General features: G+C 67.2%; 31 protein-coding genes and 1 pseudogene. 19 read left to right on the forward strand and 13 right to left on the reverse strand.

Translation table 11 applies throughout. The features are described 5' to 3' along the window. Positions 1-98: 98 nt before the first annotated feature. Both purB and E3T55_RS14655 read right to left on the reverse strand, forming a co-directional pair. Positions 99-1481 carry an adenylosuccinate lyase gene (gene purB / locus E3T55_RS14650; protein WP_134520297.1) on the reverse strand — a complete coding sequence of 461 codons (1383 nt, stop codon included), beginning with the start codon at positions 1479-1481 and terminating at the stop codon, positions 99-101. Next, a complete protein-coding gene (locus E3T55_RS14655) occupies positions 1478-2005 on the reverse strand; it encodes a low molecular weight protein-tyrosine-phosphatase (protein WP_134520298.1) in 528 nt (175 codons plus the stop codon). The genes purB and E3T55_RS14655 overlap by 4 nt, the downstream gene beginning before the upstream one ends. Positions 2006-2189: 184 nt before the next feature. Between E3T55_RS14655 and E3T55_RS14660 the strand changes: the two genes are divergently transcribed. After that, positions 2190-2489, forward strand: a complete 300-nt coding sequence (locus tag E3T55_RS14660) for a hypothetical protein (protein WP_134520299.1) — start codon at positions 2190-2192, stop codon at positions 2487-2489. Further along, positions 2486-4054, forward strand: a complete 1569-nt coding sequence (locus tag E3T55_RS14665) for a hypothetical protein (protein WP_134520300.1) — start codon at positions 2486-2488, stop codon at positions 4052-4054. Before E3T55_RS14660 ends, E3T55_RS14665 begins: the two co-directional genes overlap by 4 nt. Before the next feature lie 24 nt (positions 4055-4078). Here E3T55_RS14665 and E3T55_RS14670 read toward each other — a convergent pair whose 3' ends face one another. After that, positions 4079-4465, reverse strand: coding sequence for a phage holin family protein (locus E3T55_RS14670; RefSeq protein WP_134520301.1), 387 nt, complete (start codon positions 4463-4465; stop codon positions 4079-4081). 83 nt (positions 4466-4548) lie between these two features. Here E3T55_RS14670 and E3T55_RS14675 point away from each other — a divergent pair, with 83 nt between their 5' ends. The 16 genes and pseudogenes from E3T55_RS14675 to E3T55_RS14750 all read left to right on the forward strand — a co-directional run bounded on the left by E3T55_RS14675 (position 4549) and on the right by E3T55_RS14750 (position 20149). Then, positions 4549-5655 (forward strand): histidinol-phosphate transaminase, encoded by a 1107-nt coding sequence (locus E3T55_RS14675; protein WP_134520302.1) that lies wholly within the window; start codon positions 4549-4551, stop codon positions 5653-5655. Between the two features lie 97 nt (positions 5656-5752). Continuing rightward, complete coding sequence (locus E3T55_RS14680; RefSeq protein WP_134520396.1) at positions 5753-6871, forward strand: thiamine pyrophosphate-dependent dehydrogenase E1 component subunit alpha; 1119 nt, start codon at positions 5753-5755, stop codon at positions 6869-6871. A gap of 56 nt (positions 6872-6927) precedes the next feature. Next, positions 6928-7887, forward strand: coding sequence for an alpha-ketoacid dehydrogenase subunit beta (locus tag E3T55_RS14685; protein WP_134520397.1), 960 nt, complete (start codon positions 6928-6930; stop codon positions 7885-7887). Between the two features lie 60 nt (positions 7888-7947). After that, positions 7948-9357 (forward strand): dihydrolipoamide acetyltransferase family protein, encoded by a 1410-nt coding sequence (locus tag E3T55_RS14690; protein WP_134520303.1) that lies wholly within the window; start codon positions 7948-7950, stop codon positions 9355-9357. A gap of 70 nt (positions 9358-9427) precedes the next feature. Then, on the forward strand, positions 9428-10510 hold the full coding sequence (locus tag E3T55_RS14695; RefSeq protein ID WP_134520304.1) for a metal ABC transporter substrate-binding protein: 1083 nt from the start codon (positions 9428-9430) through the stop codon (positions 10508-10510). Between the two features lie 14 nt (positions 10511-10524). After that, positions 10525-11364 (forward strand): metal ABC transporter ATP-binding protein, encoded by an 840-nt coding sequence (locus tag E3T55_RS14700; protein WP_134520305.1) that lies wholly within the window; start codon positions 10525-10527, stop codon positions 11362-11364. A 15-nt stretch (positions 11365-11379) separates the two neighbouring features. Then, positions 11380-12354: a metal ABC transporter permease gene (locus E3T55_RS14705; protein WP_134520306.1), complete on the forward strand. Its 975-nt coding sequence runs from the start codon at positions 11380-11382 to the stop codon at positions 12352-12354. Then, positions 12354-12416, forward strand: a pseudogene (locus E3T55_RS21225) (hypothetical protein); the annotation flags it as partial. The gene E3T55_RS14705 and the pseudogene E3T55_RS21225, both read left to right, overlap by 1 nt. Before the next feature lie 80 nt (positions 12417-12496). Further along, on the forward strand, positions 12497-13231 hold the full coding sequence (locus E3T55_RS14715) for a metal ABC transporter permease (protein ID WP_255455397.1): 735 nt from the start codon (positions 12497-12499) through the stop codon (positions 13229-13231). Then, entirely contained in the window at positions 13228-13632 is a 405-nt protein-coding gene (locus E3T55_RS14720; RefSeq protein WP_134520309.1) for a Fur family transcriptional regulator, read from the forward strand. The genes E3T55_RS14715 and E3T55_RS14720 overlap by 4 nt, the downstream gene beginning before the upstream one ends. 114 nt (positions 13633-13746) lie before the next feature. Then, complete coding sequence (locus E3T55_RS14725) at positions 13747-16620, forward strand: putative bifunctional diguanylate cyclase/phosphodiesterase (protein WP_134520310.1); 2874 nt, start codon at positions 13747-13749, stop codon at positions 16618-16620. Between the two features lie 147 nt (positions 16621-16767). Next, positions 16768-17004, forward strand: a complete 237-nt coding sequence (gene rpmB / locus E3T55_RS14730) for a 50S ribosomal protein L28 (protein ID WP_035835252.1) — start codon at positions 16768-16770, stop codon at positions 17002-17004. After that, on the forward strand, positions 17004-17171 hold the full coding sequence (gene rpmG, locus E3T55_RS14735; RefSeq protein WP_022885354.1) for a 50S ribosomal protein L33: 168 nt from the start codon (positions 17004-17006) through the stop codon (positions 17169-17171). Before rpmB ends, rpmG begins: the two co-directional genes overlap by 1 nt. 2 nt (positions 17172-17173) lie before the next feature. Then, on the forward strand, positions 17174-17479 hold the full coding sequence (gene rpsN, locus E3T55_RS14740) for a 30S ribosomal protein S14 (protein WP_035835254.1): 306 nt from the start codon (positions 17174-17176) through the stop codon (positions 17477-17479). Positions 17480-17761: 282 nt separating this feature from the next. Beyond that, the gene (locus E3T55_RS14745; protein ID WP_119975824.1) at positions 17762-18049 is read left to right on the forward strand and encodes an HU family DNA-binding protein; all 288 of its coding nucleotides are present in this window, start codon (positions 17762-17764) and stop codon (positions 18047-18049) included. Between the two features lie 111 nt (positions 18050-18160). After that, on the forward strand, positions 18161-20149 hold the full coding sequence (locus tag E3T55_RS14750; RefSeq protein WP_134520311.1) for a bifunctional copper resistance protein CopD/cytochrome c oxidase assembly protein: 1989 nt from the start codon (positions 18161-18163) through the stop codon (positions 20147-20149). A 43-nt stretch (positions 20150-20192) separates the two neighbouring features. Here E3T55_RS14750 and E3T55_RS14755 read toward each other — a convergent pair whose 3' ends face one another. Continuing rightward, the gene (locus E3T55_RS14755) at positions 20193-21233 is read right to left on the reverse strand and encodes a hypothetical protein (RefSeq protein WP_134520312.1); all 1041 of its coding nucleotides are present in this window, start codon (positions 21231-21233) and stop codon (positions 20193-20195) included. A gap of 111 nt (positions 21234-21344) precedes the next feature. Here E3T55_RS14755 and E3T55_RS14760 point away from each other — a divergent pair, with 111 nt between their 5' ends. Beyond that, positions 21345-22628, forward strand: a complete 1284-nt coding sequence (locus E3T55_RS14760; protein ID WP_134520313.1) for an ATP-dependent DNA helicase — start codon at positions 21345-21347, stop codon at positions 22626-22628. Between the two features lie 106 nt (positions 22629-22734). Here E3T55_RS14760 and E3T55_RS14765 read toward each other — a convergent pair whose 3' ends face one another. The 9 genes from E3T55_RS14765 to E3T55_RS14805 all read right to left on the reverse strand — a co-directional run bounded on the left by E3T55_RS14765 (position 22735) and on the right by E3T55_RS14805 (position 26802). Then, entirely contained in the window at positions 22735-23289 is a 555-nt protein-coding gene (locus E3T55_RS14765) for a hypothetical protein (RefSeq protein WP_134520314.1), read from the reverse strand. Between the two features lie 108 nt (positions 23290-23397). Next, positions 23398-23808, reverse strand: coding sequence for a DUF4383 domain-containing protein (locus E3T55_RS14770; protein WP_134520315.1), 411 nt, complete (start codon positions 23806-23808; stop codon positions 23398-23400). 274 nt (positions 23809-24082) lie between these two features. Continuing rightward, entirely contained in the window at positions 24083-24346 is a 264-nt protein-coding gene (locus E3T55_RS14775) for a GlsB/YeaQ/YmgE family stress response membrane protein (protein WP_134520316.1), read from the reverse strand. A 58-nt stretch (positions 24347-24404) separates the two neighbouring features. Continuing rightward, positions 24405-24590 carry a CsbD family protein gene (locus tag E3T55_RS14780; protein WP_134520317.1) on the reverse strand — a complete coding sequence of 62 codons (186 nt, stop codon included), beginning with the start codon at positions 24588-24590 and terminating at the stop codon, positions 24405-24407. Beyond that, positions 24587-25204 (reverse strand): hypothetical protein, encoded by a 618-nt coding sequence (locus E3T55_RS14785; protein WP_134520318.1) that lies wholly within the window; start codon positions 25202-25204, stop codon positions 24587-24589. The genes E3T55_RS14780 and E3T55_RS14785 overlap by 4 nt, the downstream gene beginning before the upstream one ends. Beyond that, a complete protein-coding gene (locus tag E3T55_RS14790) occupies positions 25201-25806 on the reverse strand; it encodes a DUF6286 domain-containing protein (RefSeq protein WP_134520319.1) in 606 nt (201 codons plus the stop codon). Before E3T55_RS14790 ends, E3T55_RS14785 begins: the two co-directional genes overlap by 4 nt. Further along, positions 25803-26168 (reverse strand): hypothetical protein, encoded by a 366-nt coding sequence (locus E3T55_RS14795; protein ID WP_134520320.1) that lies wholly within the window; start codon positions 26166-26168, stop codon positions 25803-25805. Before E3T55_RS14795 ends, E3T55_RS14790 begins: the two co-directional genes overlap by 4 nt. After that, positions 26165-26368 carry a DUF2273 domain-containing protein gene (locus E3T55_RS14800; RefSeq protein ID WP_134520321.1) on the reverse strand — a complete coding sequence of 68 codons (204 nt, stop codon included), beginning with the start codon at positions 26366-26368 and terminating at the stop codon, positions 26165-26167. Before E3T55_RS14800 ends, E3T55_RS14795 begins: the two co-directional genes overlap by 4 nt. Beyond that, positions 26365-26802, reverse strand: coding sequence for an Asp23/Gls24 family envelope stress response protein (locus tag E3T55_RS14805; RefSeq protein WP_134520322.1), 438 nt, complete (start codon positions 26800-26802; stop codon positions 26365-26367). The genes E3T55_RS14800 and E3T55_RS14805 overlap by 4 nt, the downstream gene beginning before the upstream one ends. Between the last annotated feature and the right edge of the window lie 118 nt (positions 26803-26920).

Here is a 26920-nt window from a genome sequence, read left to right on the forward strand (position 1 = left end):
GTCGTCGGGCGTTCCCGGATTACCTGAATTCGCCACGCAGTGCGGGCGGGCCGGGCCGGGCCGGGCCGGGCCGGGGTGAGGTGGAGCGGGCGGGCGGCTCAGCGCAGGTAGTCGACCAGGGGGGACGCGAGGCCCACGTAGGTGTCGGGGGTCAGGGCGAGGAGGCGCGCCTTGGCGGCGTCGCCGATGTCGAGGCCCTGCACGAAGGCCACCAGGTCGGCCTGGGTGATGCGCTTGCCGCGGGTGAGATCCTTGAGCAGCGCGTACGGGTCGGCAATGCTCGAACGGCCGGCCGAGACCTCCGCGCGAATCACGGTCTGGATCGCCTCGCCGAGAATCTCCCAGTTCGAGTCGAGGTCGCTTGCGAGCAGCACCCGGTCGATGTCGATCTCGCCGAGGCCGCGCTCGATGTTGTCGAGGGCGAGCAGCGAGTGTCCGAAGCCGACGCCGATGTTGCGCTGCGTGGTCGAGTCGGTCAGGTCGCGCTGCAGGCGGCTCGTGACGAGCGTGGCGGCGAGCGAATCCAGAATCGCGCAGGACAGCTCGAGGTTCGCTTCGGCGTTCTCGAAACGGATCGGGTTGATCTTGTGCGGCATCGTCGAGGAGCCGGTCGCGCCGACCTGCGGAATCTGGCGGAAGTAGCCGACCGAGATATACGTCCAGATGTCGGTAGCGAGGTTGTGCAGCACTCGGTTGGCGTGAGACACCCGCGAGTACAGCTCGGCCTGCCAGTCGTGTGACTCGATCTGGGTGGTCAGCGGGTTCCAGCCGAGGCCGAGACCCTCCACGAACTGCTTCGACACGGCGGGCCAGTCCACGCTCGGCTCGGCAACGACGTGCGCGGCAAAGGTACCGGTGGCGCCGCTGAACTTGCCGAGGTACTCGCCGTTCTCGATCTGCTTCTGGATGCGCTCGAGCCGATAGATGAAGACGGCGATCTCTTTGCCCATGGTCGTCGGCGTCGCCGGCTGCCCGTGGGTGCGGGCGAGCATCGCATCCGCTCGAAATTCCTCGGCCCGCGTGCGCAGCGCCGCAATGACGCCGCGGTACTTGGGCAGCCAGACCTCGGCCACCGCCTGCTGCACGGTGAGGGCGTAGGAGAGGTTGTTGATGTCCTCGCTCGTGGCGGCGAAGTGGGTGAGCTCGGCGATGTGGTCGAGCCCCAGGGTGGCCAGGCGTCGGCGCACGAGGTACTCGACGGCCTTTACGTCATGGCGGGTGGTGGCTTCGAGCTCGGCGAGCTCGTCGATTTCGGCCTGGCCGAAGTCGGTCACGAGCGCGCGCAGCGCGGCCTTCTGGGCCGCATCGAGGGCGACGCTGCCGAACAGGTTGCGGTCGGTGAGCACGATGAGCCACTCGACCTCGACGCGCACGCGGGCACGGTTGAGGCCGGCCTCCGACAGGTGCTCACCCAGCTCGGTTACGGCGGCGCGATAGCGGCCGTCGAGGGGACTTAGCACCTGCGGGGGTAATGAACTCATCGGACTCCTTGTCGAATGGCGGGGGCAAGCTGCTTGAAAAGCGCGGTGTTTGCCCTCTCAATCATGCCTAATACCGAGTCAAACAGTGCATCGTCGGAATAGTAGGGGTCAGGCACGTCCCCCATCGCGGCCTGGTCGCCGTCAAAACTGAGCAGCAGGTGCACCTTCGAGAGGTCCCGTTCCGAGGTGGCCCAGTTGCGCAGAATGCGTTCCTGGGTGCGGTCGAGCACCACGACGAGGTCAAAATCGGCGAACCAGGCCGGATCAAACTGGCGCGCGCGGTGATGGCTGCCGTCGTAGCCGAGCTTGGCGAGGGCGGCGATCGTACGCGTATCGGCCTGCTCGCCGACGTGCCAGTCGCCGGTGCCGGCCGAACTGGTGGTGATCAGGCGACCGAGGCCGGAACGCGTGACGATGTCTCGCAACACCACCTCAGCCATCGGAGACCGGCAGATATTACCGGTGCACACGAAGATGATTCGGAAGGGGGTCGCTTCGTCGGGGCTGAGCGAGGCGAAACTCATACTCCTATTGTGGAGCACATCTGGGCGTTGTGGAGCACATTTGGGCGCTGTGGAGCACGATCCATTCCTCCACAACCTTGCGGGCGGAATCTGTTTCCACATTGTGCGGTCTAGGGCGGCGGACAGGCAGCGGATGCGGGCACACTCGACCTGAGAAGTAATGGCGGCCAGTCGAGGAGGCACGGTGGGCGAATACCCGATCTGCATCATTGCCAGCGAGGGCAGCGGCATGACCGCGGCCGAGCAGATTCAGGCTCTGCGCGCGCAGAGACGGCTGCTGGACGACCTGCTCGAGGACGTGGGGCGCACCCGTCGTCGCCTCGACAGTGAGCCAGGGGCGGGGGCCGCGTGGCAGTCGGCGGCCCAGCGGCACTACATGCTGCGCCGCCTCGACCTGCGGAGTCAATTCGGGACGGTCGTGTGGTTACTCGAGGAGGCCAGGGGCTCCCTGAGTGCCTCGATCGCCGAGGTGGCACGCGGGTGAGCGGCCACGACACGGAGATCGGCCGGGCCTCCGGGGCGTTCGCGGACGGAGGCGCACACGGGGCGCCGGTCACGGTCGGTGGCCCTGGTGGCGTCGGTGGTGGCCCGCTCATGGTCAGCGGCGGCGGGTCGACGAAGGTCGCCACGGGTGAGCTCTTCGCCGAAAGCGCAGTGCTGCGCCGGGCGGAAGCGGATGCCGAGAACTGGCTGGGGCAGCTGGGCAGCATCCGCTCGCTGCAACCCCTGTCATCGTCGGGGTGCACGTACGTGGGTACCGCTGAGCTGTCGGCCGCCGCCGAGGCGATCAGTGCGGTTCGGGAGGAGGCCGCCGACCTCGCTGCGGCACTCGACAGGGCGGCCGAGAACTATGGCGCGACGGAGGGTGACATCGAACGCCTGCTGCGCTCGCTGGGGGCCGATGCAGGCTGGTGGTTCGGACTCACGTCGCACGTCTGGCTGCCTCTGGTCGCCGGGCCCGCACTCGCTGGGATCGCGATCAGCGGTCTGCTGGCGTCGATGATCACCGGCACCCCGCTCAACGAGTTGCCGGCCGAGGTCCTGAAGTATGTCGCCGACCATCCCGAGATCTACACCGATCCGGCCTTCGTGGAACTCGTAGCGGTACTCGTGGCGTCGGTCGACGATGCGGTCGCCGGGCGGATCGGCATTCCGCACTGGCTGTCGCGGCTGCTCGGGGACGACCAGCTCGGCATCCTTGGGGCGTCAACCTCGGCCGCCGGGGTGACGCTGCTGCTGCGGAACGCGGGCATTGGGCGCAGCACGGCGATCACCGTGAAGCAGGCCGCCGAACCGAAACCCGTGCAACCGCCGGCGGGTTTCGCCCAGGCAAGTGCGCGCATCCCACCCTCAGTTGCGGGCACTCCCCAGATCCTGATCGAACGGTATGCGGGCCCGGACGGGCCGGTCTGGTTCGTTTACGTGGGTGGAACGGTGGACTGGAGCGTCTTCCCGGGCATGGAGCCCTTCGACATGTCCTCGAATCTGCAGGGAGTTGGCCAGTTGCAGCCCGCGTCGCGTGAGGCCGTCGAATTGGCCATGCTCGAGGCCGGAATCCAGAAGGGCGACACCGTGCAGATATTCGGGCACTCCCAGGGCGGGCTGATCGTGGCGCAGGTGGCTGAGGCCGGAAAATTCGGCATCGACGGGGTCACAACCTTCGGGGCGCCGAGTGGCCAGGTTGACGTGACGGTATCGACGATGGCGTTTGAGAACAGCGACGATGCCGTCGTGGCCACGGGCGGCCGGGCTGAGCAGCCGTCGCCCGACCGCCTCGTGGTGGGGCACCAGGCCTATCTGGACAAGGAGATCCCGAAGGGGCAGGGGCTACCGGCCCACCAGCTCGCCGCCTATACCGACACCGCGGGGCTGGCCGATGCGTCGGAGGACCCGCGCGTGCGGGCGAAGAAGGAGGCCAGGTTCGGCCTCGAGTTAGGCGCCGGGACGGCCGTACTCTGGCGGGCTGACCGCGTCGAAGAGGGGCGATCCGCTCACGAAGCCGGAGTCGCCGGCGGGGGTGGTCGACGAGGCGGCGGCGGCAGAATGTGAGCCGTCAGGCATCCGCTCGAATGGTCAAGCGCGGGCGGGGCGCACGATCAGGCCGAGCAGCCAGCCGATGATGCCGAGCACGAGGGCCCCGAGTACGCCGGTCCAGAACCCGTCGACGACCAGACCGAAGCCGAGAAAGCCCGAGATCCAGGCCACGAGCAGCAGCAACAGCCCGTTCACGATCAGCGAGAACAGGCCCAGGGTCAGCACATAAAGGGGGAATGCGACGATGCGAACGAAGGTACCGACGAAGCTGTTCACGAATCCGAAGATCAGGGCGATGAGCAGATAGGTCAGCACCTCGGCGCCAGTGTCGGAGGCGTACGAGACGACGTCGACGCCCGCGACGATGAGGGCGGTGAGCCACAGGGCCACGGCATTGACGATCAGGGTGATCAGGAATCTGGCCATGCCTCCACTATGACACCGCCGACGCGTCCCGACGCGGTCGGCGCATACTCCCGTGCGAATATGTCGCGGCGTAGACTCGCCGAGTGAGCCCTACAGACACGTCCGGAGTCCGCCTGCGCCCCGAAATCGTCGCACTGCCGGCGTATAAGCAGGGTAAAGCGGCCGACGCCGACGCTTTCAAACTGTCCAGCAACGAGAACCCCTTCGATCCGCTGCCCGGAGTTATCGCCGCCGTACAGGCCGAAACGGCCTTCAATCGCTACCCGGATGCCTCGGCACGCGCCCTGCGCGAACGACTCGCGGCCAAGTTCGGTCGCCCCCTCGATGAGGTGCACGTCGGCTCTGGTTCGGTGGCGCTGCTGGCCCAGCTGATCCTGGCCGCCGCCGGACCCGGCGACGAGGTGCTCTACTCCTGGCGCTCCTTCGAGGCCTACCCGAGCCTGGTCACCGTTTCCGGCGCCACCAGCGTGCGGGTTCCGGGGCGCGCCGACTACGGTCACGACCTGCCCGAAATGGCGGCCGCGCTGACCGACAAGACCCGTGTCGTCATCGTCTGCTCCCCGAACAACCCCACCGGCACCATCGTGACGACCGAGGAGTTCACCTCCTTCATGGCCGTGGTGCCGAGCGACCTGCTCGTGATCCTCGACGAGGCCTACATCGAATTCGTGACGGACCCCGAGGCCGTGAACGGACTCACCCTGCTCGATTCCTACCCGAACCTCGTCGTGCTGCGCACCTTCTCGAAGGCCTACGGCCTCGCCGGGCTGCGGGTAGGCTACGCGCTCGGCGCCTCGGCGATTCTCGACGCCGCCCGGGCCACGGCGATCCCGCTGTCGGTCACCGGCCAGGCCAGCGCCGCCGCCCTCGCCTCGCTCGACGCCGAGCCCGAGCTGCTCGCCCGGGTACGCGTGCTCGCTCACCGCCGTGACGCGGCCTGGCGGGCGCTCACCGAGCAGGGCTGGGCGATTCCCCGGCCGCAGGGCAATTTTCTGTGGCTGCCGACCGCAGCCGAGACCGCGGCGGTCGCCGAGACCCTGGCCGATGCCGGACTGGTGGTGCGTGCGTTCGCGCCCGAGGGCATCCGCGTCTCGATCGGCGAGGAGGACGCTATCGCGACCCTCCTCTTAATTGGTGCAGATATTGTGCAGGACCTTCCCTCAACACACCCGGCCCGGCAGCTAGGTTAGTACGGTGCCAGCGACCCGAAACGATGCGTCCGTGCCCACGGTGGCGCCCCCGACTCTGCCCCGCCCGCCCCACGCAGCGGCGCCCCACGCAGCGGCACTGAACGACGACGGCCCGACCGTTCGGCTGCTCTCGCCCTCCGGCGAGTTCATCCCGAGCGCCGCCGCCGAACAGTACCTGCCGTATCTCGACCGCCTGACCGAGGCCGATTACCGCAGGTTCTACCGCGACATGGTCGTCGTGCGCCGGTTCGACACCGAGGCCGCGAACCTGCAGCGTCAGGGCCAGCTCGCCCTCTGGGTTCCCAGCCACGGCCAGGAGGCCGCCCAGGTCGGATCGGCCTACGCCACGCGTGCGCAGGACCACGTCTTTCCCTCTTACCGTGAGCACGTGGTCGGCATGGTCCGCGGCCTCGACGTCGTCGATATTCTGCGGATGCTGCGGGGCGTCACCCTCGGCGGCTGGAAGCCCGAAGAGCACGGCAATTTTCACCTGTACACGCTCGTGCTCGCCGCGCAGACCCTGCACTCCACCGGCTACGCGATGGGCATGACGCTCGACGGCTCGACCGGAACCGGCAACCCCGAAACGGACCAGGCCGTCATCGTCTACTACGGCGACGGCGCCAGCTCGCAGGGCGACGCCAACGAGGCGCTCGTCTTTGCGTCGAGCTACCAGACGCCCCAGGTGTTCTTCATGCAGAACAACCACTGGGCGATCAGTGTGCCCGTGTCCCGACAGTCCCGCTCGCCGCTCTACCTGCGGGCGAGCGGCTTCGGCATGCCCGGGGTGCAGGTCGACGGCAACGACGTGCTCGCGAGCTTCGCGGTGACCGCGAAAGCGATGGACGACGCCCGGGCCGGCCACGGCCCCTCGCTCATCGAGGCGCTCACCTACCGGGTCGGGGCCCACACCACGGCCGACGACCCCACCAAATATCGGGACCCGGCGGAACTGGCCTACTGGGTTGCCCGCGACCCGATCGAGCGGTTTCGCGCCTATCTCACGGGCCGCGGTGTCGAGCAGGAGTTTCTCGACTCCGTCGAGGAGGAGGCGAATGACTTCGCCGCCGATACCCGCCGCCGCGCCCTCGAGATCGTCGGCCCGGAGGTGTCGGTCATCTTCGACAACGTCTACGCCGAGCCGCACCCGCTCGTGACCGAGCAGAAAGCGTGGCTCAGCCGCTACGAAGCATCCTTCGAAGGGGGTCAGAAGTGACACCGAGCGCCGCATCCACCGCCGTTACCGGCACAGCCGCCAGCGCGAACCTGCCGATGACGAAGGCGCTCAATGCCGGCCTGCGCCAGGCCATGCTGAACGACCCCAAGGTCATTCTGATGGGCGAGGACATCGGCCCGCTCGGCGGAGTGTTTCGCGTCACCGAGGGCCTGATCAAGGAGTTCGGCGACAAGCGCGTGCTTGACACGCCGCTCGCCGAATCCGGCATCATCGGCACCGCGATCGGGCTCGCCATGCGCGGCTTTCGACCGGTCTGCGAGATCCAGTTCGACGGCTTCGTGTTTCCCGGCTTCGACCAGATCACGAGCCAGCTCGCCCGCATGCGCAACCGCCACGAGGGCGGCCTGATCATGCCCGTGGTGATCCGCATCCCCTACGGCGGACACATCGGCTCGGTCGAACACCACCAGGAAAGCCCGGAGGCGTACTTCGCGCACACTCCCGGGCTGCGGGTCGTCAGCCCGTCGAACCCGCACGATGCCTACTGGATGATGCAGCAGGCCATCGAAAGCAACGACCCGGTGATCTTCTTCGAACCCAAGAGCCGCTACTGGCCCAAGGGCGAAGTCGTATATGCCGAAAGCGGCATACCGCTGCATGCGAGCCGGGTGGTGCGCACCGGCAGCGACGTGACCGTTGTCGGCCACGGTGCGATGGTCAGCGTGCTGCTGCAGGCCGCCGAGATCGCCGCTACCGAGGGCATCACGCTCGAGGTCATCGACCTGCGCTCGATCTCACCGATCGATTTCGGCCCGATTCTCGCCTCGGTCGAGAAGACCGGTCGTCTCGTCGTCGCCCAGGAAGCCGCGGGCTTCGTCAGCGTCGGTTCGGAGATCGCCGCCACCGTCGCCGAGCGGGCGTACTACTCGCTCGAGGCCCCGGTGCTGCGGGTCTCCGGCTTCGACACCCCCTTTCCGCCGGCCGCCGTGGAGACGCACTTTCTGCCGAGTCCCGACCGGATACTCGAGGCCGTCGACCGCGCCCTCGCCTACTAGCGCCCCGCCGGCCAGCGTGTTGGCATTCCGACATCCCCCTAACTTTCAGGAAGGCACCCCATGAGCGTGTCGAAATTCACTCTTCCCGACGTCGGTGAAGGCCTCACCGAGGCCGAAATCGTCGAGTGGAAGGTCGCCCCCGGCGACACCGTGGCCATCAACCAGGTGTTGGTCGAGATCGAGACGGCCAAGTCACTCGTGGAGCTGCCCTCGCCGTTCGTCGGTGTGGTCGGCGAGATCTTCGTGCCGGCCGGCACGACGATTGACGTGGGCACCCTGATCATCACGATCCACTCGGGGGCGGATGCCGCGGGCAGCGCCCCGGCGGCAGCCGCGCCAGCCGCAGCCGGTACCGTCGCCCCGGTCGACCCCGAACTCGTTGCGGCCGCGAACGATGTGAGCGCCAGCATCTCCGCCGAGGCAGCGGAGCTCGCGCAAGCCGAGGAGAAGCCCGAGCCCGTGCTCGTCGGCCGGGGCACGGCCGCGACCATGCCGACCCGTCGGCGCCGCCACACCGGGCCGCCGGTCGCCCACGAGTCGCTGGCTCCCGCTCCCGCAGCACGCGTGGGACCGGCGCCGACGGAGCATATGCCGCGCACGGCATCCGTCGGCCCGGTGCTCGCCAAGCCGCCGATCCGTAAGCTCGCCAAGGATCTCGGAGTCGACCTTGCCTTCGTCGAGCCGACCGGCCCGATCGGTGACGTGACCCGCGAAGACGTGCTGCGCGGCGCCACCCAGGCCAGCGTGTTCCGCAACATCCAGACCCCGGAATGGCCCTCTGACCGCGAAGAACACATCCCCGTCAAGGGTGTGCGCAAGGTCATCGCCCAGGCGATGGTGAAGAGCGCGTTCACCGCGCCGCACGTGAGCCTGTTCGTCGACGTCGACGCGACCCGCACGATGGAGTTCGTGAAGCGGCTGAAGGCCTCGACCGACTTCGCCGGCATTCGCGTCTCGCCGCTGCTCATCATGGCCAAGGCCATGATCTGGGCCGTGCGCCGCAACCCCACCGTGAACTCCACGTTCACCGACGAGGAAATCATCGTGCGGCACTACGTGAACCTCGGGATTGCGGCCGCGACGCCGCGCGGGCTCATCGTTCCCAACATCAAGGAAGCGCAGGACATGAGCCTGCTCGAACTGGCCGGCGCCCTCGAAAACCTCACCCAGACCGCCCGCGACGGCAAGACCAGCCCCGCCGAGATGTCGAACGGCACGATCACGATCACCAACATCGGCGTGTTCGGCATGGACACCGGAACGCCCATTCTCAACTCGGGTGAGGCCGGCATCGTGGCGCTCGGCACGATCAAGCAGAAGCCGTGGGTTGTGGACGGCGAAGTGCGGGCCCGGTTCGTGACCACGATCGGCGCGAGCTTCGACCACCGCGTCGTCGATGGCGACGTGGCGAGCCGTTTTCTGGCCGACGTTGCGAGCATCATCGAGGAACCCGCGCTGCTGCTCGAGTAACCGAACCGATGACCCCCGAAGGCGCCCTGTTGGTTTTGACAATCATTATCATCAGGGTTAGCCTCGGGACATGCACAAACGATACTTCGCTGCCCCCGCCCTGCTCGCCGGGGCGGCCCTGGCCCTCTCTGGCTGCGCCTCGACTCCCACGAGCAACACGGGCACCGAGGGTGATCTGCGCGTCGTCGCCACGACCACCCAGATTGCGGACTTCACCCGCAGCGTCGTCGGCGACGCCGAGGGCGTGTCGATCACGCAGCTCGTGCAGCCCAACCAGAGCCTGCACAGCTACGACCCGTCCGCCGCTGATCTCACGGCCCTCGGCGCAGCCGACGTGCTCGTGATCAACGGTGTCGACCTCGAGGAATGGCTCGATGACGCCATCGACGCGTCCGGATTCGACGGCGTCACGATCGACTCTGACGAGGGCATCGACATCATCGAGAGCGAGGTCGACGACCACGCCGGTGAGACCGAAGCCGAGCACGCCGAGCACGCCGACGAAACCGAGGAAGAACACGCCGCCGAAGAAGCGGCCGAAGCCGCGGAGTCCGAGGACGACGAGCACGCTCATGACGGCGGAGACCCGCACATCTGGACCGATGTCAGCAACGCCCTGACCATGGTCGGCACCATCGCGACCGGCCTCGAAGACGCGAGCCCCGACGCCGCTGCCGACATCACCGCCAACGCGGCCGCCTACAGCGCTCAGCTGACCGAGCTCGACAGCTGGATTCGGACCAACGTCGAGACCGTTCCTGCCGAGGAACGCCTGCTCGTGAGCAACCATGACGCGCTCGGTTACTACACCGCCGCCTACGGCATCACCTACGTTGGCGCCGTGATTCCGAGCTTCGATGACAACGCCGAGCCCAGTGCAGCCGCCATCGACGAACTCGTCGCGGCGATCAGCGCGACCGGCGTGCAGGCGGTCTTCTCCGAGGCCTCGCTCAACCCCAAGACCGCCGACACGATCGCGTCCGAGGCGGGCGTCACGGTCTACTCCGGAGATGACGCCCTCTACGTTGACTCGCTCGGCCCCCAGGACAGCGCCGGCGACACCTACCTCAAGGCTCAGCTGCACAACACGACGTTGATCCTCGAATCCTGGGGCGTCACACCGACGGATGTCCCCGCCGACCTCGAAAAATAGGTAATAGTTAACGAGTGAACGAGAATCCTTCTCAGCAGTCAACGACTGCGCCCCGAGAGACCGACGCCGACGGCGAGACCACCGTCGACTCCGCCCACGCCCCCGCACTGCGGGTGGCGGGGGCGTCTTTCGCGTACGGCGCCGCGCCGGCCCTGGCCGACATCAACTTCGAGGTTGCCGCCGGAACCGCCGTTGCGATGATCGGGCCGAACGGCTCCGGCAAGTCCACCCTGCTGAAGGGCATCCTGGGCCTGATCGCCCGCACAGCGGGCACGGTCGAGGTTCTCGGTGCCTCTCCGGCTCCGGCCGGCACCGTCGGCTACGTGCCGCAGACCGACGAACTCGACCCGCAGTTTCCCATCACCCTCGAGCAGGTCGTCATGATGGGCCGCTACCGGGCGCTCGGCTGGCTGCGCCTTCCCGGCAGGCGCGATCGGGCATCCGTCGCCGAGGCCCTCGAGGTCGTGGGCCTCAGCCACCGCGCGAAAACACGTTTCGGCGAACTCTCCGGCGGCCAACAGCAGCGCGGCCTGCTGGCCAGAGCAATCGCGTCGAACCCGCGCCTGCTGCTGCTCGACGAACCGTTCAACGGCCTCGACCAGCAGAACCGCGACGCACTCATCGAAACCGTCAAGAGACTCAAGCACGACGGCGTCGCGGTGCTCGTCTCGACCCACGACATTGAACTCGCCCGCGCCGTCTGCGACTGCGTGCTGCTGCTCAACGGTGAACAGGTAGCCTTCGGCCCGCTCGAGCAGGTGCTCACCCTCGACAACGTGCAGCGCGCGTTCCACAATGTGGGCATCGAGATGGACGAGCACACGGTTGTCGTGCCCGGCCACGGCGGCCACTAGGTTCGGCCGATTTCCATGGATGTTTTCAGCCCCCTCTTCGACGCGTTCGCGCTGCCCTTCATGTCCCGGGCGCTCGTTGTGCTCGTGGTGCTCAGCCTCGTCGCCGGCCTCGTCGGCGTGCTCGTCAACCTGCGCGGGCTCGAATTCATCAGCGACGGCCTCACGCACGCCGTCTTTCCGGGCATCGCGATCGGTTTCGTCTGGGGCGGCCGCGACGGCCTGTTTCTCGGTGCCATGATTGCCGCGCTGCTCGCCGCCGTGGTGCTCACCCTGATCGTGCGCCGCGCGGTGACAACGGATGCCGCCATCGCCATCGTCTTCACGGCCATGTTCAGCGTGGGCGTCATCGTGGTTTCACGGGAAACCAACTATGTCGGGCAGCTCGAGCAGCTGCTGTTCGGCAGGTTGCTCACCGTGAGCCCGACCGAGGTCGTGCAGACCATCGTCATCTGCGGAGTCGCGCTGCTGCTCGTCGGGCTCACGCTCAAGGAGCAGGTCTTTCGTGCCTTCGACCGCACGTACAGCGCCGCGGCGGGCTTTCGCCCGCTCGTTCTCGACATGCTGCTCAACGTCGCGATCGCCCTCGTCGTGGTGGCGGCGAGCAACGCGGTCGGCAACCTGCTCGTGCTTGCCGTGCTGATTGTGCCGGGCGCCTTCGCCCGGCTCGTGACCCAGCGGGTCTGGTGGCTCTTCCCCCTCGCGGCCGGCTTCGCCGGGCTCTGCGCCTGGTTCGGGCTCGCGCTCGGGTACGAGGCATCCGTCAACAACGGCATCGACCTGCCGAGCGGCGCGACCGTCGTGCTCGTGCTCGTGGCCGGATACGCGGTCGCCTTCCTCGTGCGACTCGCGGTCGATCGCGTTCGCGGCGGCACCGTCGCAGGGACCGCCGTCGCGCGTCGCGCGGGACCTGCGCCGCTGCGCGGTAGGCGTGCCACCCGCGCAGCGGCGCAGGTCCCGCGTAACTCCGCCAACAGCGGAGTGCGACACTGATGGGCTATTTTGCACAGGCGCTGCTTGCCGCCGTGACGATCGGCGCCCTCAGCGGACTCGTCGGCACCCTCGTGGTGCTGCGCCGCCGCACCTTCTTCGCCCAGGCCCTCACTCACGCGACCTTCCCGGGNTCGGCACCCTCGTGGTGCTGCGCCGCCGCACCTTCTTCGCCCAGGCCCTCACTCACGCGACCTTCCCGGGCGCCGTCGGCGCGGCGATGCTCGGCTGGAGCATCCCTCTCGGCGCGGCGATCGCGAGCGTCGCGATCGTGGGCATCATGACCCTGATCGGCCGGGTGAAACGCCAGGGCAGCCAGGTTGCGTCGGGTATTCTGCTGACCGCGGGGTTCGCGCTCGGCGTGACGGTGCAGTCGCTGAACCCGTCGCTGCCGGTGCACGTCGACTCCTACCTGGTCGGATCGATCCTCACCGTCACGAGCGGCGACCTCGTGCTCGCGGTCTCTGTGCTCGGCGCCGCCGTGCTCGTGCTCGCGGTCTTCGGCAAGCAGATTCTGTTCTCGACCTTCGACGTCAACGGCTACCGGGCCGCCGGCTACCGGGAATGGCCGATCGAGGTGCTGACGCTCGTGCTGATCACCGCGACCGTCGTGACGGCCATGCCCGCCGTCGGTGCGATCCTCGCCATCGCCCTGATCGCGGCGCCGGCCGCCGCGGCCCGCCTCGTGACCCGCACCGCGAGCCACATCTTCATCGTGGCGCCGGTACTCGGGGCCGTCTCCGGGGTTGCCGGAGTGCTGTTCTCTCGCAGTCTCGACGTGGCGGCCGGCCCTGCGATCGCCCTCTGCGCCGCGGCCCTCTTTGTGGTGGCCCTGCTCGTTCGCTCGCTCGAACGAATGTGGCTACGGTTAAAGCTATGAAGCGAAATACCTGGCAGCGCGAAGCAGTGCGCGGCGCGCTCGACGCGAGCGGCGGCTTCGTCAGCGCCCAGGGCCTGCACTCGGCGCTGCACGCGAGCGGCTCCCCCATCGGCCTCGCCACGGTCTATCGCGCTCTCGCCGACCTCGCCGTCGGCGGCGACGCCGACTCCCTGCAGTCGCCCGACGGCGAAAGCCTCTACCGGGCCTGCAGTACCAACGAGCATCACCACCATCTCATCTGCCGCAATTGCGGGCTCACCGTCGAAATCGAAGCGGATGCCGTGGAGACCTGGGCGAAGAACGTCGCCTCCCAGAATGGCTTCACCGATGCCGCGCACGTTGTCGACGTCTTCGGGCTGTGCGCCGCCTGCACGGCGGCGGCCGCCGCATCCGCGGTCTGAATCGCGGTCTGATTCGCCACCCGAACGGGGCGCGCCTATTCTGTGTCACCATTGGTCCGTTCGGTGCAGGCGTGCAGTGCACGGCAACTGAACGGTGAGTGCGGGTGGGCAACCATGGATACTGAGCGGCGCGAGACGTCGAGTGCAACGATAACGCTGCTGCTGCGCTATGTTCGGTCGCAGGGCGGGGATGCGGCCGTGCTCGAGGTTCTCGATCGTGCCGGAGTCAAACAAGACGCGAAGGCCCTGCAGGACTCGTCGTCGTGGGTGAGCTACAAGTCCAAGATCCGCTTGTTTGAGGCCGCGACGATCGTTCTCGATGACTCGGGCACCATGTTCGCGGTGGGTGCCAGTGCGGTCGTCGGGGGCGTGCCGCTGGTGCTCGTGCAGTTGCTGAGCATGCTGGTCTCGCCCGGAGCGATCTATCGCCAGCTACCCCGAATGGTGCCGAAGTTCACCACGACGTCCACCATTGACAACGTTCAGGTGACCAAGAACACGGCGACGCTGCGGTTTCGCCTGCACGACGGTTACCTCCCCTCACGGCTGGACTGCCAGTATGCCCAGGGCCTGTTCTCGGCCGTGCCGGTCTTCTTCGGCCTTGCGCCGGCTCGGATCTCCCACCCGACGTGCCAGTCCGACGGCGCTCCAGCCTGCGAATTTCTGCTCACCTGGTCCAGTCGACCGAACTGGTGGCTGCGGCGCAAGCGGAGTCGAATCGTTGACGATTCGCTGTCGGTGCTGCGCGACAAGGTGCGTGACGTGCAGATCGCTGCCGCCGATCTGGTGAGCAGCGATAACGTCGACGAGGTTCTGGCGCGCATCGTCGATCACGCGGCCTCGGCCGTGATCGCGCCCGGCTACCTGCTCGTTCTGAGGTCCGACGACGGCCGGCCGCCGGTGGTGCGCGATCGCGGGCTCAGCAGCGAACGTGCCGCCCGGCTGGCCGAACGGTTGCTGGGCCACGATGATCTCGGCGCGCGCGCGTTGGTGGTGGAAGTCGTGTCGTCCCGCAAGTTGCACGGATACCTGGCTGCGGTGTTCGAGCAGGGGCACGCGGCCATGACCGGCGATCGGCTGCTGCTCGAGGCCTACGCCGGCCACGCGGCCGCCGCCCTCGACCTGGTGACGGCACTGGAGGAATCCCGACGGGAAGGGGCGCGAGCGGCCGCGCTGCTCGCACTCGCGCAGGAACTCGCGGGCAGCGACAGCATCGATGTCATCGGCGGTATCGTCGCGGAGGCTTTGCCCACCATTGTCGGTTCTCAGGCGGCATCCGTGCTGCTCTGGGATGCCGAACGGGGCGAGCTGCGTCCGATCGCGGCCTCCGGGCTGGATCCTGCGGAACGAGAACCGTACCTGCAATCGAGCGTGCCCGTGGCCCAGACCCCGGAGCTGATGGGACTGCTCACCAGACGGGAACGGGTCGTTGTCACGGCCCAGGGTGCCAGCCCGGCCCTCTCCCAACTCCTTCTCGCCACGAGTTCGCACACGCTCATGGGCGTGCCACTGCTCGCGGGCGACGTCTTCATGGGCGTGGCCACGGTCACCTGGGGCGCTGCGGTCACGGCCGAGACGCTCGCGGAGGCCGCAGCGCGGCTGGAGGGCGCGAGCCATCAGGCCGCCACGGCCATGCAGAAGGCCCGGCTGCTCGCCACGGTGCGGCATCAGTCGCTGCATGACGCCCTGACCGGTCTGCCCAACCGGCTCATGTTCGCTCAGAAGCTCGACGCCGCGCTGTCAGCCTGTGACGCTGCCACGATGACCGCGGTCGTGTTCTGCGACCTCGACGATTTCAAGGGGGTCAACGATCGACTGGGGCACGGCTCCGGCGATGAACTGCTGCGCCAGGTTGCGGCCCGGCTGCGCGGCGCGATCAGGCACACGGATACCGTCGGCCGTCTGGGTGGGGACGAGTTTGCCGTCGTCTTCAGCGAGGTTTCCGGCGAGCAGGAGGCCATCGACATGGCGAACCGACTCGTGGAGAGTCTGAACCGTGCGTTCAGGGTGGAAGGCCGTGACCTGCGGATCTCGGCCAGCGTGGGAGTGTCCGTGCATGTGGGTCGGGGCGGGTTGGGTGAGATTCTGCTCGACGCGGCGGATCGCGCAATGTATTCGGCCAAGAGAACGGGCCGAAATCAGGTCGCCGTTTCCGGGCGTCTGACGAGCCATGACCTGCGCGATTCACTGGCTGCCGAGCTGTCCTCGGCCTTGCAGGCGGGCCAGATGCGGCTCTTCTTCCAACCGGTTGTCGATGTCTCCACCCCGCACGGCGACCGGGTGGTGGGTGCGGAGGTACTCATCCGCTGGAATCATCCGAGGCTCGGAGTGTTGGTGCCGGCAGCCTTTCTGCCGCTTGCTCAGGAGATTGGCGAGATCGCCAACCTCGACCTGTGGGTCGTGGGGGCCGCCTGCGCTGCCGCCGCCGCGTGGCCCCAGCCCGGCGATTCGCCCCTCACCGTTGCGGTCAACCTCGATGCATCAACGCTCGTGGACGACAGGCTCTTCACGACCGTCCGAGCCGCGCTCAAGCTCAATGACCTGCTTCCCGAGCGATTGGTTCTCGAGATCGTCGAGAGCAGGGCTCTCATCGACCTGCCCGGGGTCGTGGAGCGGCTGACTGCGCTGCGACAGCTCGGGGTGCGCATCTCGCTCGATGACTTCGGTACCGGATTCTCGACGCTCACCTGGCTGAACACGCTGCCGGTCGACCAGATCAAGATCGATCGAAGCTTCACCATGAACCTTCCGCAGAAGCAATCCACGACCATGGTGCAGGGCATTCTCGCGCTCGCCGCCACGCTCCAGGTGGAAGTGATCGCCGAGGGCGTGGAGACCGTCGAACAGCTGGCCGTGCTGCGCGCGAGCGGATGCCGCCTGGTGCAGGGCTACCTGTTTGGTCGCCCGCAACCGATTCTGAAAACGGTACCCGGGCCCCTCGAGGCCGCGAGTCCTGGCCTTGCGGCTCACGGCAGCGATCGTCCCTGACGCGGCGGATTTGCGGGCGGGGGCCGCGCCCTGTAGTGTGGGACGCTGCTACGCCTGTGTGCGTGCATTGCACGTCGTCCCTCGCGGATCGCGCGCCGACAAGAAATCTTGGGAAGGGCACTCGCCCTTCGGTAATGGAGGAAAACCATGGCATCTGTATGCCAGGTGACTGGAGCCGTTCCCGGCTTCGGGCACAACATTTCGCACTCGCACCGACGCACCAAGCGTCGCTTCGACCCGAACGTTCAGAAGAAGACGTACTACGTGCCGTCGCTTCGTCGCAAGGTCACACTGACCCTGTCCGCAAAGGGCATCAAGGTAATTGATGCTCGTGGTATCGAGAGCGTCGTCAAGGACGTTCTCGCCCGTGGGGTGAAGATCTAATGGCTAAGGCTCATGACGTACGTCCGATCATCAAGCTGCGTTCCACGGCTGGAACCGGTTACACCTACGTAACCAAGAAGAACCGCCGGAACAACCCCGACCGTCTGGTACTCAAGAAGTACGACCCCGTAGTGCGCAAGCACGTTGACTTCCGTGAGGAGCGCTAAAAATGGCGAAGAAGAGCATGATTGCCAAGAACAACCAGCGCAAGGTTATCGTCGAGCGCTACGCCGCGAAGCGCCTTGAGCTCAAGAAGGCCCTCGTTGACCCGGCCGGCACCGACGAGTCCCGCGAAGAGGCTCGCAAGGGCCTGCAGAAGCTTCCGCGCAACGCGAGCCCGGTGCGCCTGCGCAACCGTGACGCCGTTGACGGTCGTCCCCGTGGACACCTCTCCAAGTTCGGCATCTCGCGCGTTCGTTTTCGCGACATGGCGCACCGCGGAGAGCTGCCCGGCATCACCAAGTCCAGCTGGTAACACCCTGCTGCCCACCGTCTAGACGGTCGGATGGGATGTCGACTTCGGTCGACATCCCATCCGTGTTTTAAAGCCGGATGCCCTGCACGGTTTTCGCGCACAGCGAAAATGAGGGCGAATCCCCCGTGAAAAGTGCCCAAAAAGGGCGGAAATCCGCGGAATCCCGCGGATGTCTGTTAGATTCAACGCGGTCGAACCGACCAACGGAGCGCCCGTAGCGGGCGCGCCCGCTTCATGAATACTTTTCTGTTAATACAGACGAAGGTCCGAGGAGGACACTCAATGGCTGACAAGTCGCTGAACAAGACCGAGCTCGTTGCCAAGGTTGCCGCTGACTCCGGACAGAGCCAGGCCACCGTTGACGGCGTGCTGAACGCATTCTTCGCAACCCTGGCCGAGACCGTTGCCGCTGACGGCAAGGTCACCATCCCGGGTTGGTTGGGCGTTGAGCGCACCGCCACCGCCGCTCGCACCGGCCGCAACCCGCAGACCGGCGAAGAAATCGCCATCGCTGCCGGCCACCGCGTCAAGCTGACCGCCGGAAGCAAGCTGAAGGCTGCCGCAAAGTAGTCTTTTCTACCTGAAAGGGCGTCGACCGCGGTCGGCGCCCTTTTTCGCGCCCGAGCGGATGCTGCCCGTCGGCCGGGCGGGTGCGCAGGTGCCGACCGTTAAGATTGAGGCGTGCCTCGCCTCGTTCGCCTTCTCGCACCGGCAGCCCTGCTGCTGGTCGCTCTGCTCTCGACCCTTGCCGCCCTCGCCTACGGCGGAGGAGCCGCAGCCCAGCTGCTGGCCGATCCCGGTCCGGTCGTTCGCTACGGCCTGCCGCTTGCCAAGCTGCTCGTCAACATCAGCGCGGCCGGCACGATCGGCGCCCTCGTGCTGGCGCTCTTTGCGCTGAGCCCGAAGGAACGCGAGTTCAACACGGCCCTCGACTTCGCCGCCGGATCCGCAGCGGTCTTTGCCGTGGCATCCGCCGTGACCGGCTTCCTGACGTTCCTGCTCGTGACCAACGTGTCGATCAGTTTTGACGATCGGTTCAGTGCCACCGCCGGTCAGTTCTTCGGTCAGATCGAGATCGGCCAGGCCTGGCTGGCCACCACCCTGATCGCCGCCGGCGTGACCGTGCTGTGCTTCGCGGTGCGCAACCAGACCGCGCTCATCTTTGTCACGCTGCTCGCGCTCACCGCGCTGCTGCCCATGGCGCAGCAGGGACACTCGGCCGGCGCTGAGGGCCATGACGCCGCCATCACCGCCCTCGGGCTGCACCTCGTCTTTGCGGCCGTCTGGCTGGGCGGGCTGCTGACCATCGTCGTGCTGCACCGTCAGCTGGGTTCCGACCGCCTGCGCAGCGTGCTCGGTCGCTACTCGACCCTGGCCCTCGTGAGCTTCATCGTCGTGGCGGCCTCCGGCTACGTCAGCGCCGAACTGCGGGTCGGCTCCCTCGACAACCTGCTGACGCCCTACGGCCTGTTGGTGCTCGTGAAGGTGGCCGCTCTCATCGTGCTCGGCGGCTTCGGGGTGCTGCAGCGCCGGTTCTTCCTGCGTAAAATCGCCGCCGCCCGCCCGGACGCCGCAGCCCCGGGGCGGTACTTCTGGTGGCTCGTTGTGGCCGAGCTCGGCTTCATGGGCCTCGCGAGCGGTGTCGCGGCCGCGCTGGCCCGTACCGCCACCCCGGTCGCCCAGATCGTCACGACCGAGCAGCTCACGTCGACGCCGGCCCAGGTGCTCACTGGCCAGGTGCTTCCGCCCGAGCTGACCTTCGCCCGCTACTTCACCGAGTGGAACTTTGACATCGCCTGGGCGCTGTTCTGCGCCTTCGGCATATTCTTCTACCTGGCCGGCGTCTGGCGGCTGCATCGCCGCGGCGACCGGTGGCCGCTGCACCGCACCATCCTCTGGGTTGCCGGCCTGGTCGCACTGTTCTACATCACCAACGGCGGCGTGAACGTGTATGAAAAGTACCTGTTCTCGACCCACATGCTCGCCCACATGATGCTCACCATGCTCGTGCCGCTCTTGCTCGTTCCGGGCGCCCCGGTGACCCTCGCCGCTCGCGCCATCGCCAAGCGTCAGGACGGCAGCCGCGGTGCCCGCGAGTGGATCCTGCTGGCCGTGCACTCCCGTTACGCCGGCATCATCGCCAACCCGCTGGTGGCCGCCGGACTGTTCGCCGGATCGCTCTACGTGTTCTACTACTCCTCGATCTTCAGCTGGGCGACCACAGATCACCTCGGTCACATGTGGATGATCGTGCACTTTCTCATCACCGGGTACCTGTTCGTGCAGTCACTCATCGGCATCGACCCGGTTCCGTACCGGCTGTCCTACCCGTTCCGCCTGCTGCTGCTCATCGGCACGATGGTGTTCCACGCCTTCTTCGGCCTCACCCTGATGATGGGCACCGGACTGCTGCTGGCTGACTGGTACGGGGCGATGGGCCGCACCTGGGGGCTCAGCGCGATCGGTGACCAGCAGTTCGGTGGCGGTATCGCCTGGGGCGTCGGAGAACTGCCGACGATCGCCCTCGCGATCGTGGTCGCGATTCAGTGGAGCCGCAACGACGAGAAGGTGACCAAGCGGCTCGACCGCAACGCGGACCGCACCGAAGACGCCGAGCTGATCGCCTACAACGAGCGTTTCGCCAAGCTCGCGGCGCACGACCAGAAGTAGACGCCCGGGCAGGTCGGGCAGGTCGGGCAGGCCGGGCTGCGGGTCAGCGCAGCTGGATTGCCAGGTTACCGTCGGACTGGATCGTGACGCTCAAACCGATCACGAACGACACGTCCTCGTCGCGGGTGCTCTTGTCACCATCGAAGAGTGACTGCACGTCGACCACGATGTGCGCGAGACCGGTGGTGGAGGCCATCTCGAACGAGGACTCGCCGGCCTCGAGCAGAACCGACGGGTACTGGGCGATCGACCAGACCGGCGCACTCAGCACCCGGTCGTTGATCGTGATGCCGAACGGGCAGTTCGAGGGCTGCAGCACCTGGTCGACGATGCACTTGTCGAGAAAACTGTTCAGTTCCGCCTGCACCTGGCCGGTGAAGGTCTCCGTCGGCATCGCGTTGATGGTCACGTCGGTGGCGCCCGAGGCGACCACCGGCACGCTCAGGGGCTCGGAGCTGAGCATGGTGGAGTCGTGCGCGAAGGAATACCGCATCGGAGCGAAGGCCAGGTAGGCGGCCTGCGTCGAGAAGGTGTCCGGGGCATCCGTCGCCGCGTGCGCCCGGGTATCGAGGTCGAGACCGTTCACCGTGAAGGCCCGTTCGTGCAGCACGGTCACCTGCAGCACGGCGAGCGGGCTGGTGGCGAACCGCCAGGCGGTGAAGACTCCGGCGAACGTTCCCGTGCTCTGCACCGTGAACTGCATGGTCGCGGCTTCACCGTCGAGAAGAAAATCGTAGACGACCGTGTGCAGGCCCGGTGACGTTTCGGTGTCGCTGATCTGTTCGAGATCGGTCAGGTCCCCGAGAACGGATGCGCGCAGCAGGGTCCGCGGAAGATTCTGCGGCAGCGAGGCGGCTTCGAGGTCGTCGTTGCTCGGCACGACGCCGGGAAGCGCGAGCGCCCCCTCGGTGTCGTGGCGGGCGAGGGAGTCGAGGTACCCGCCGACGAAACCGCCGGCGCTGTAGACGCCGCGGTTCAGGGCGGTGATGGCGGCCAGCAGCGCCCCGCCGAGCAGAACGGCGATGACGAAGACCGCGATCACGGTGCGCAGCGTGCGCGCACTGGTGCTGCGCAGAGCGCTCATTTGCGGTGGTCCGCCCCCGTTGGTCACTCCACCAGCTTACGGGGGCGACTACAGTGGGATATCCGTGCCGAGCCAAATCGCCCCCCACACCGTCCGAGTGAAAGTACCCCTGTGACCGAGATTCCACTGTCGCGCGAGCAGGCCGAGGTCTACGCGGCCATCGAGGGCACGAAACAGAACGTTTTCGTCACCGGGCGGGCCGGCACCGGCAAGTCCACGCTGCTGAACCACCTGTCGTGGAACACCAGCAAGCAGATCGTGATCGCCGCTCCGACCGGCGTCGCCGCCCTCAACGTGGGCGGGCAGACGATCCACTCCCTGTTCCGGCTGCCGATCGGGGTCATCGCCGACAGCCCGATCGTGCAGAACGATCAGGTACGCAAGCTGCTCAACACCATCGACACCCTCGTGATCGACGAGGTCTCCATGGTCAACGCCGATCTCATGGACGCGATCGATCGCAGCCTGCGGCAGGCCCGCCAGCGCCGGCACGAGGCGTTCGGCGGGGTGCAGATCGTGCTGTTCGGTGATCCGTACCAGCTGGCCCCGGTGCCGGGCGGCCCCGAGGAGCGCGCCTATTTTGCCGATCACTATCGGTCGATGTGGTTCTTCGACGCAACGGTCTGGCAGGGCGCCGACCTGCGTATTTTCGAGCTGACCGAAATTCACCGCCAGCGCGACAATGACTTCAAGGTGATGCTCAACGCCGTGCGGCACGGTCAGGTCACGCCGGAGATCGGCGGGGCACTCAACGGCGCCGGCGCCCGCACCCCACCGACCGAGGGCGTGATCACGCTCGCGACCCGCAACGACTCGGTGAATCGTATTAACGCGGCGGCGCTGAAACGGCTGTCCGGCAAGTCCCTCACGGCCAAGGCCGAGGTCACCGGCGATTTCGGTGGACGCAACTTTCCGGCCGACGCGGAACTCGAGCTCAAGGTCGGCGCCCAGGTGATGTTTCTGCGCAACGACTCGCCGCTCGACGGGGGCCCGCGCTGGGTGAACGGCAGCGTGGGAACGGTCACCAAGGTCAAGGACACGGTGTTCGTCGATATCGACGGGGACGAGCACGAGGTCGAGCCGGCGGTGTGGGAGAAGTACAAGTACACCTATAACGCGGCCACGAAGAAGCTCAGCCGCGATGTGGTGGCCGAATTCACCCAGTTTCCGCTGCGCCTCGCGTGGGCGGTCACGATTCACAAGTCGCAGGGGGCCACCTACGAGCGCGCGATCGTGGATCTCGGCACCCGGGTCTTCAGCCCCGGCCAGACCTATGTGGCGTTGAGCCGGCTGACCAGTCTCGAGGGTCTGTACCTGACGCGGCCGCTGCGGCCGAGCGACATCATCGTCGACGAGAACGTCATCCGCTTCATGACGGTGCTGCCGACGGCGTAGAACGCTGCCCTTCCGCGAAAGCGGGTGAATCGTCGGTCTGGGGCACCCATACCGACGATCCACCCGCTCTCGCGGACGGGGTGGCTCTCGCAGAAGGGGTGGCGGGTCAGTGGCCGCTGTGGGAGGTGCCGTGAGGCACGGCGAGTTGGCCGGCATCCGTCGCCGCCAGGGCCGGGGTGGTCAGTCCGGAGAAGAGCACGCCACCGAGCGTGAGGGCGGTGAGAAAGCGCCAGCCGCCCGCTGCAGCCGGAGTGCTGCGGGTGCTGACAGCGGATGCCCCGCCCGCGTCGGCGGCTGCGGCCTCGGCCGAGCGGTGGCGCTGGTGCACCGCCATGACCACGGCGAGGAACAGATTGAACAGTGAGGCTACGGCCATCGAGTAGAGCGGCAATCCGGTCGCCTCCGCAGAGACTCCGAGGCCCGATCCGAGGGCGGCGGTGGCGCCCCAGACGAAGACGGGAATGAGGGCGGCGCCGGTCACGGCGCGCGGGGCCGGTAGCCGCCCGAGAGACAGGGTTGCGACGCCCCAGGCGAGCTCGGCGATGCCGAACCCGACCAGGAGAACCGCCAGCGGAAATGGAGCGCTCGCTCCGACCGCGACGTGGATCAGGCCGGCGCCGAGTGCGGCGAAGGCGAGCCAGAGGCGAGTGACGGCGCTCATGAGCGCTCCATTTCCGTGGGGTATTACGTGGGGTGGTGCGTGGGTCACGCGGTGAGGGCCGTGACCCGGGTGATTGCGGTGCGTGTTGGTGCGGGCAGTGCCAGGCGATTAGACGCTGGCTTTGGCGTTCACGTTCTTGTCTGCGGTCAGGCCGACTCCGAGCAGCACGATGGCGCTGGCCAGGTGCAGGAAGTGGTCCGCCGTGTTCAGGGCAAGGATGTTCAGGGCCGAGTCCGCGATGAAGAAACCGAGGAGTCCGAGGAGCAGGTAAACCGCTCCGACGGTGGTATTGACGGCCTTCGCAGCGGATGCGCTGGAGAGTCCGGCAATCAGCAGGGCCGCACCGATGAGCAGGTGGGCGACGTTGTGCAGCGGGTTGACCTCGAAGATTCCGAGTAGCAGTCCGCCCTCGGTGGCGATGAAGCCGACTCCGCCGGTGACGGCGAATCCGAGCAGTCCGACGAGCACGTACACGGCGCCGAAGACGGTGCCGATCAGACGGTTGGGTGAAGTGCGCATTGCTGGTGCCTCCTGTAGTTGTCCACGGTTGACCCGTGCTGGCGAGTCTTTCGACTACACGTACTTATTCGTTTCTCCCGCTGATTTGGATTGGAACTCGTTGATTGGCTGTTTTGTCGAATTGGCGCGCCGCGTCTCGGCGCCTTCGCAGGAGCTTCCTAGCGAATAATTTTAGCCAAAGTGGGAGGTGACCGAAAGGTGTGCGTGATCTTACTGAGAAGAGCCCCGGAGCGCGCGCAGGGCGTCACTCCGGGGCGGACCCATGCGGGTCGTCTCAGGCCGTCTTGCGTCGGCTGACCGCGCCGTAGATGAGCAGCACGATCAGTGATCCGGCGATGGCAAGCAACCACGTCGAGATCGAGAAGAACTCATTGAGGTTGACGTTGAAGAGCAGACCGCCGAGAAAGCCGCCGAGCAGCGCGCCAACGACGCCGAGCAGCAGCGTGATGAACCAGCCGCCGCCCTGTTTGCCGGGCAGAATCGCCTTTGCAATGGCTCCTGCGATCAGGCCGAGAAGAAGAAATCCGAAAAAGCCCATGGGGTGTTCCTTTCTGTGGGGGACAAAGCGGTGCTGGTGCAGAGCGAGAGTGACCGCGCTACTCCTTGAAGGTGTCCTTGGCGGCATCCTTCACGTTCTCGCCGGCCTTCTTGACGTGGGCGCCGGCCTGATCGCCCTTGCCCTCAGCGACCAACGAATCGTCATTGGTGGTCTTGCCCAGCGCTTCCTTGGCCTTGCCGGTGAGGTCCTGCGCGGCGTTGCGAATCTTGTCTGATGCACTCATGCGGTTGTTCTCCTTATGTGGGTTGGCCCTGCGAGGCGGCTGCGGAAGCCGCCGCCGATGTGCAGGAGCACGGGGATCTCAGTGCCGAGGACCCGGTCGAGGCCTCGAACGGATTGGTGCACTGCATCGATGACGTCACGCGGTGCCGTGCCGCGCCTCGCCACCACCGATACTTTGAGCATTGAAGCGCCATTTACGCGATATGTCGAGGTGTGCAGGCCCAGAAAATCGCTCTGACCGGCCAGAGATTGTTCGAGTGCCTGTTCGGCGAAGGCCGCGTCGATGCGGGTGCGTCCCTGGTCGGTCTGCGGTGTGTTCACCAGCGTCCGGGTGCGCCCGCGCCCCTGCCGCACGGTGAAAGCCACCAGCGCCCCGATGAGCGCGGCCATGAGCGCCACGACTGCGACCCCGGCCCAGCTGTCGCCGGTCGCGGCCACGGGGATCGCTGACAGCAGTGTCTCGGTTTCGACGATCGCGAACGCCGCGCCCGACCGCCAGAGCTGCAGTGCGGCCGGAACGCTTGCGACGAGCGTTGCGCTCGATCCCGCGAGAAGCAACAGCAGTCCGCTGAACGCGAGCAGCAGCCGATTCAGGGCTCGGTTCGTGGTGGTCACGAGCCGACTCGGCCCGTTGGGGCGACGAGGAGGCGGGGGCGGATGCTGGGCCGCGGCCCCACGCGTTCAAGCGCCGAGACGGCGGCCTCGGTGACCCGAGCCTCGTCGACGCGAATTCCCGAGGTTGGCGTCAGTCGAACCTGCGCGGATCGCCGACCGACCGTGACGCGCACCGCGTCGGGCGCGACGCCGGCGGCGATCGCTGCGCTGCGGGCGAGAGCGGATGCGATCACCTCGTCGTCGACCACCACGGCCAGCCGGTCGGTGGACAGGCCGTGCCTGGTGCGACGGCCGGGCAGCACCGCGGCGAGCAGCAGGAGCAGTCCGACAAGGGCCACCCCGATGCCAAGCGGGACCATGACCCGGCGCAGGTCGCTGGCCGGGGCTGCCGCCGTGCGTGCGGCATCCGTCGGCGAGAACAGCAGCGGGGCGCGGCCGAGGAGCTGCAGCACCATCTCGGTTCCCACGATCAGGCACACCACGATGATGAGTAACGCGACCGTGATGGCGAGGCCGGATCGCGACGAGTGGGTTTCGCGCCGCAGCACCCGGCGGTCGCGCGCGGCCGGAGTCATGGCAGGTGTTGCGGGGGCGGTCTTCACAGCAGTCTCCGCCCCTCGGGGTTGATGGTGGCGCCGCTGACCTGGACGATGACGTGGGCAACGTCGGTGCCGGTGAGGCGGCCGGTTTCGAGTCGGATGTGTTGCCGGGCGCGTTCGGTGCGCTGCAGAACCGTGCCGTCGGAGTGCGGGTCAGGCCACGATCGCGTCGCGGACAGCGAGGTGATGCCGATCGGGGCCCGCACGTGCACGGCCAGCCGGCCGGCGGCATCCGTCAGCCCGACCGTCACCTGGTCGGCCGAGACCGTCAGGGCCTCGGCGCTCAGCACCCTGATGAGCCGGGTCAGGGCTCGCGACGTGATGTGGGTGCGGCCGCGCAGGTCGCTCGCGGTCACGGCGGTCACGATGAACTGCGCTTGCCTCGAAATGCGTCGACGAGCGCCGTGACATCCAGGCGTCCGTCGACGACGCGTCCGACGAGGCCGCCGATGAGCATGAAGAGGGCAACGAAGGCGCACGCCCAGAACCCCAGCACGGCCCAGGTCAGCGCCAGGGTGCCGCCGATCACGATGCCGAGCACCGTCATGGTGTGCGGCGGCGTCATTGGACCCGTGCCTCTGCGGGGTCGGTGCTGTCGTCGTCGCTCGGGATGTGCACATCGTTCACGGTCACGTTGACCTCGGTGACCTGCATGCCGACGAGGCTTTCGATCGCGGTGATGACGGCGAAGCGCACGTCGTCGGCGACCTTTTGCAGCTCGATCGGGTATTCGGCGACCAGGGAGATGTCGACGGCCACCTGGGTTTCACCGACCTCGACGCTGACGCCCTGAGACAGATCGGTTGAGCTGATCGCATTGCGGATGGCACCGAGGGCCCGAGCGGCGCCCCCGCCGAGCGCGTAGACGCCGGTGACTTCGCGCGCCGCGATGCCGGCGATCTTGGAGACCACGCTGTCGTGGATGACGGTCTTTCCGGTGCCCGCCCCGATCTCGGAGGTGGTGCTTGAAGCGAGGGCGGTGGGCTCGGTGCTGGCCATGAGGGCTCCTTGGGTCGGTCGTGGCGTGGCTGGCAAATCGGAAGGGACCATGGCATAGTCACTTCGGATGGTTACAAGTGAGACGTGTCGTCACCCTGATTCGTCACGCAACTGGGTC

This window comes from Cryobacterium frigoriphilum (assembly GCF_004403305.1).
In the GTDB taxonomy this organism is placed as follows: domain Bacteria; phylum Actinomycetota; class Actinomycetes; order Actinomycetales; family Microbacteriaceae; genus Cryobacterium; species Cryobacterium frigoriphilum.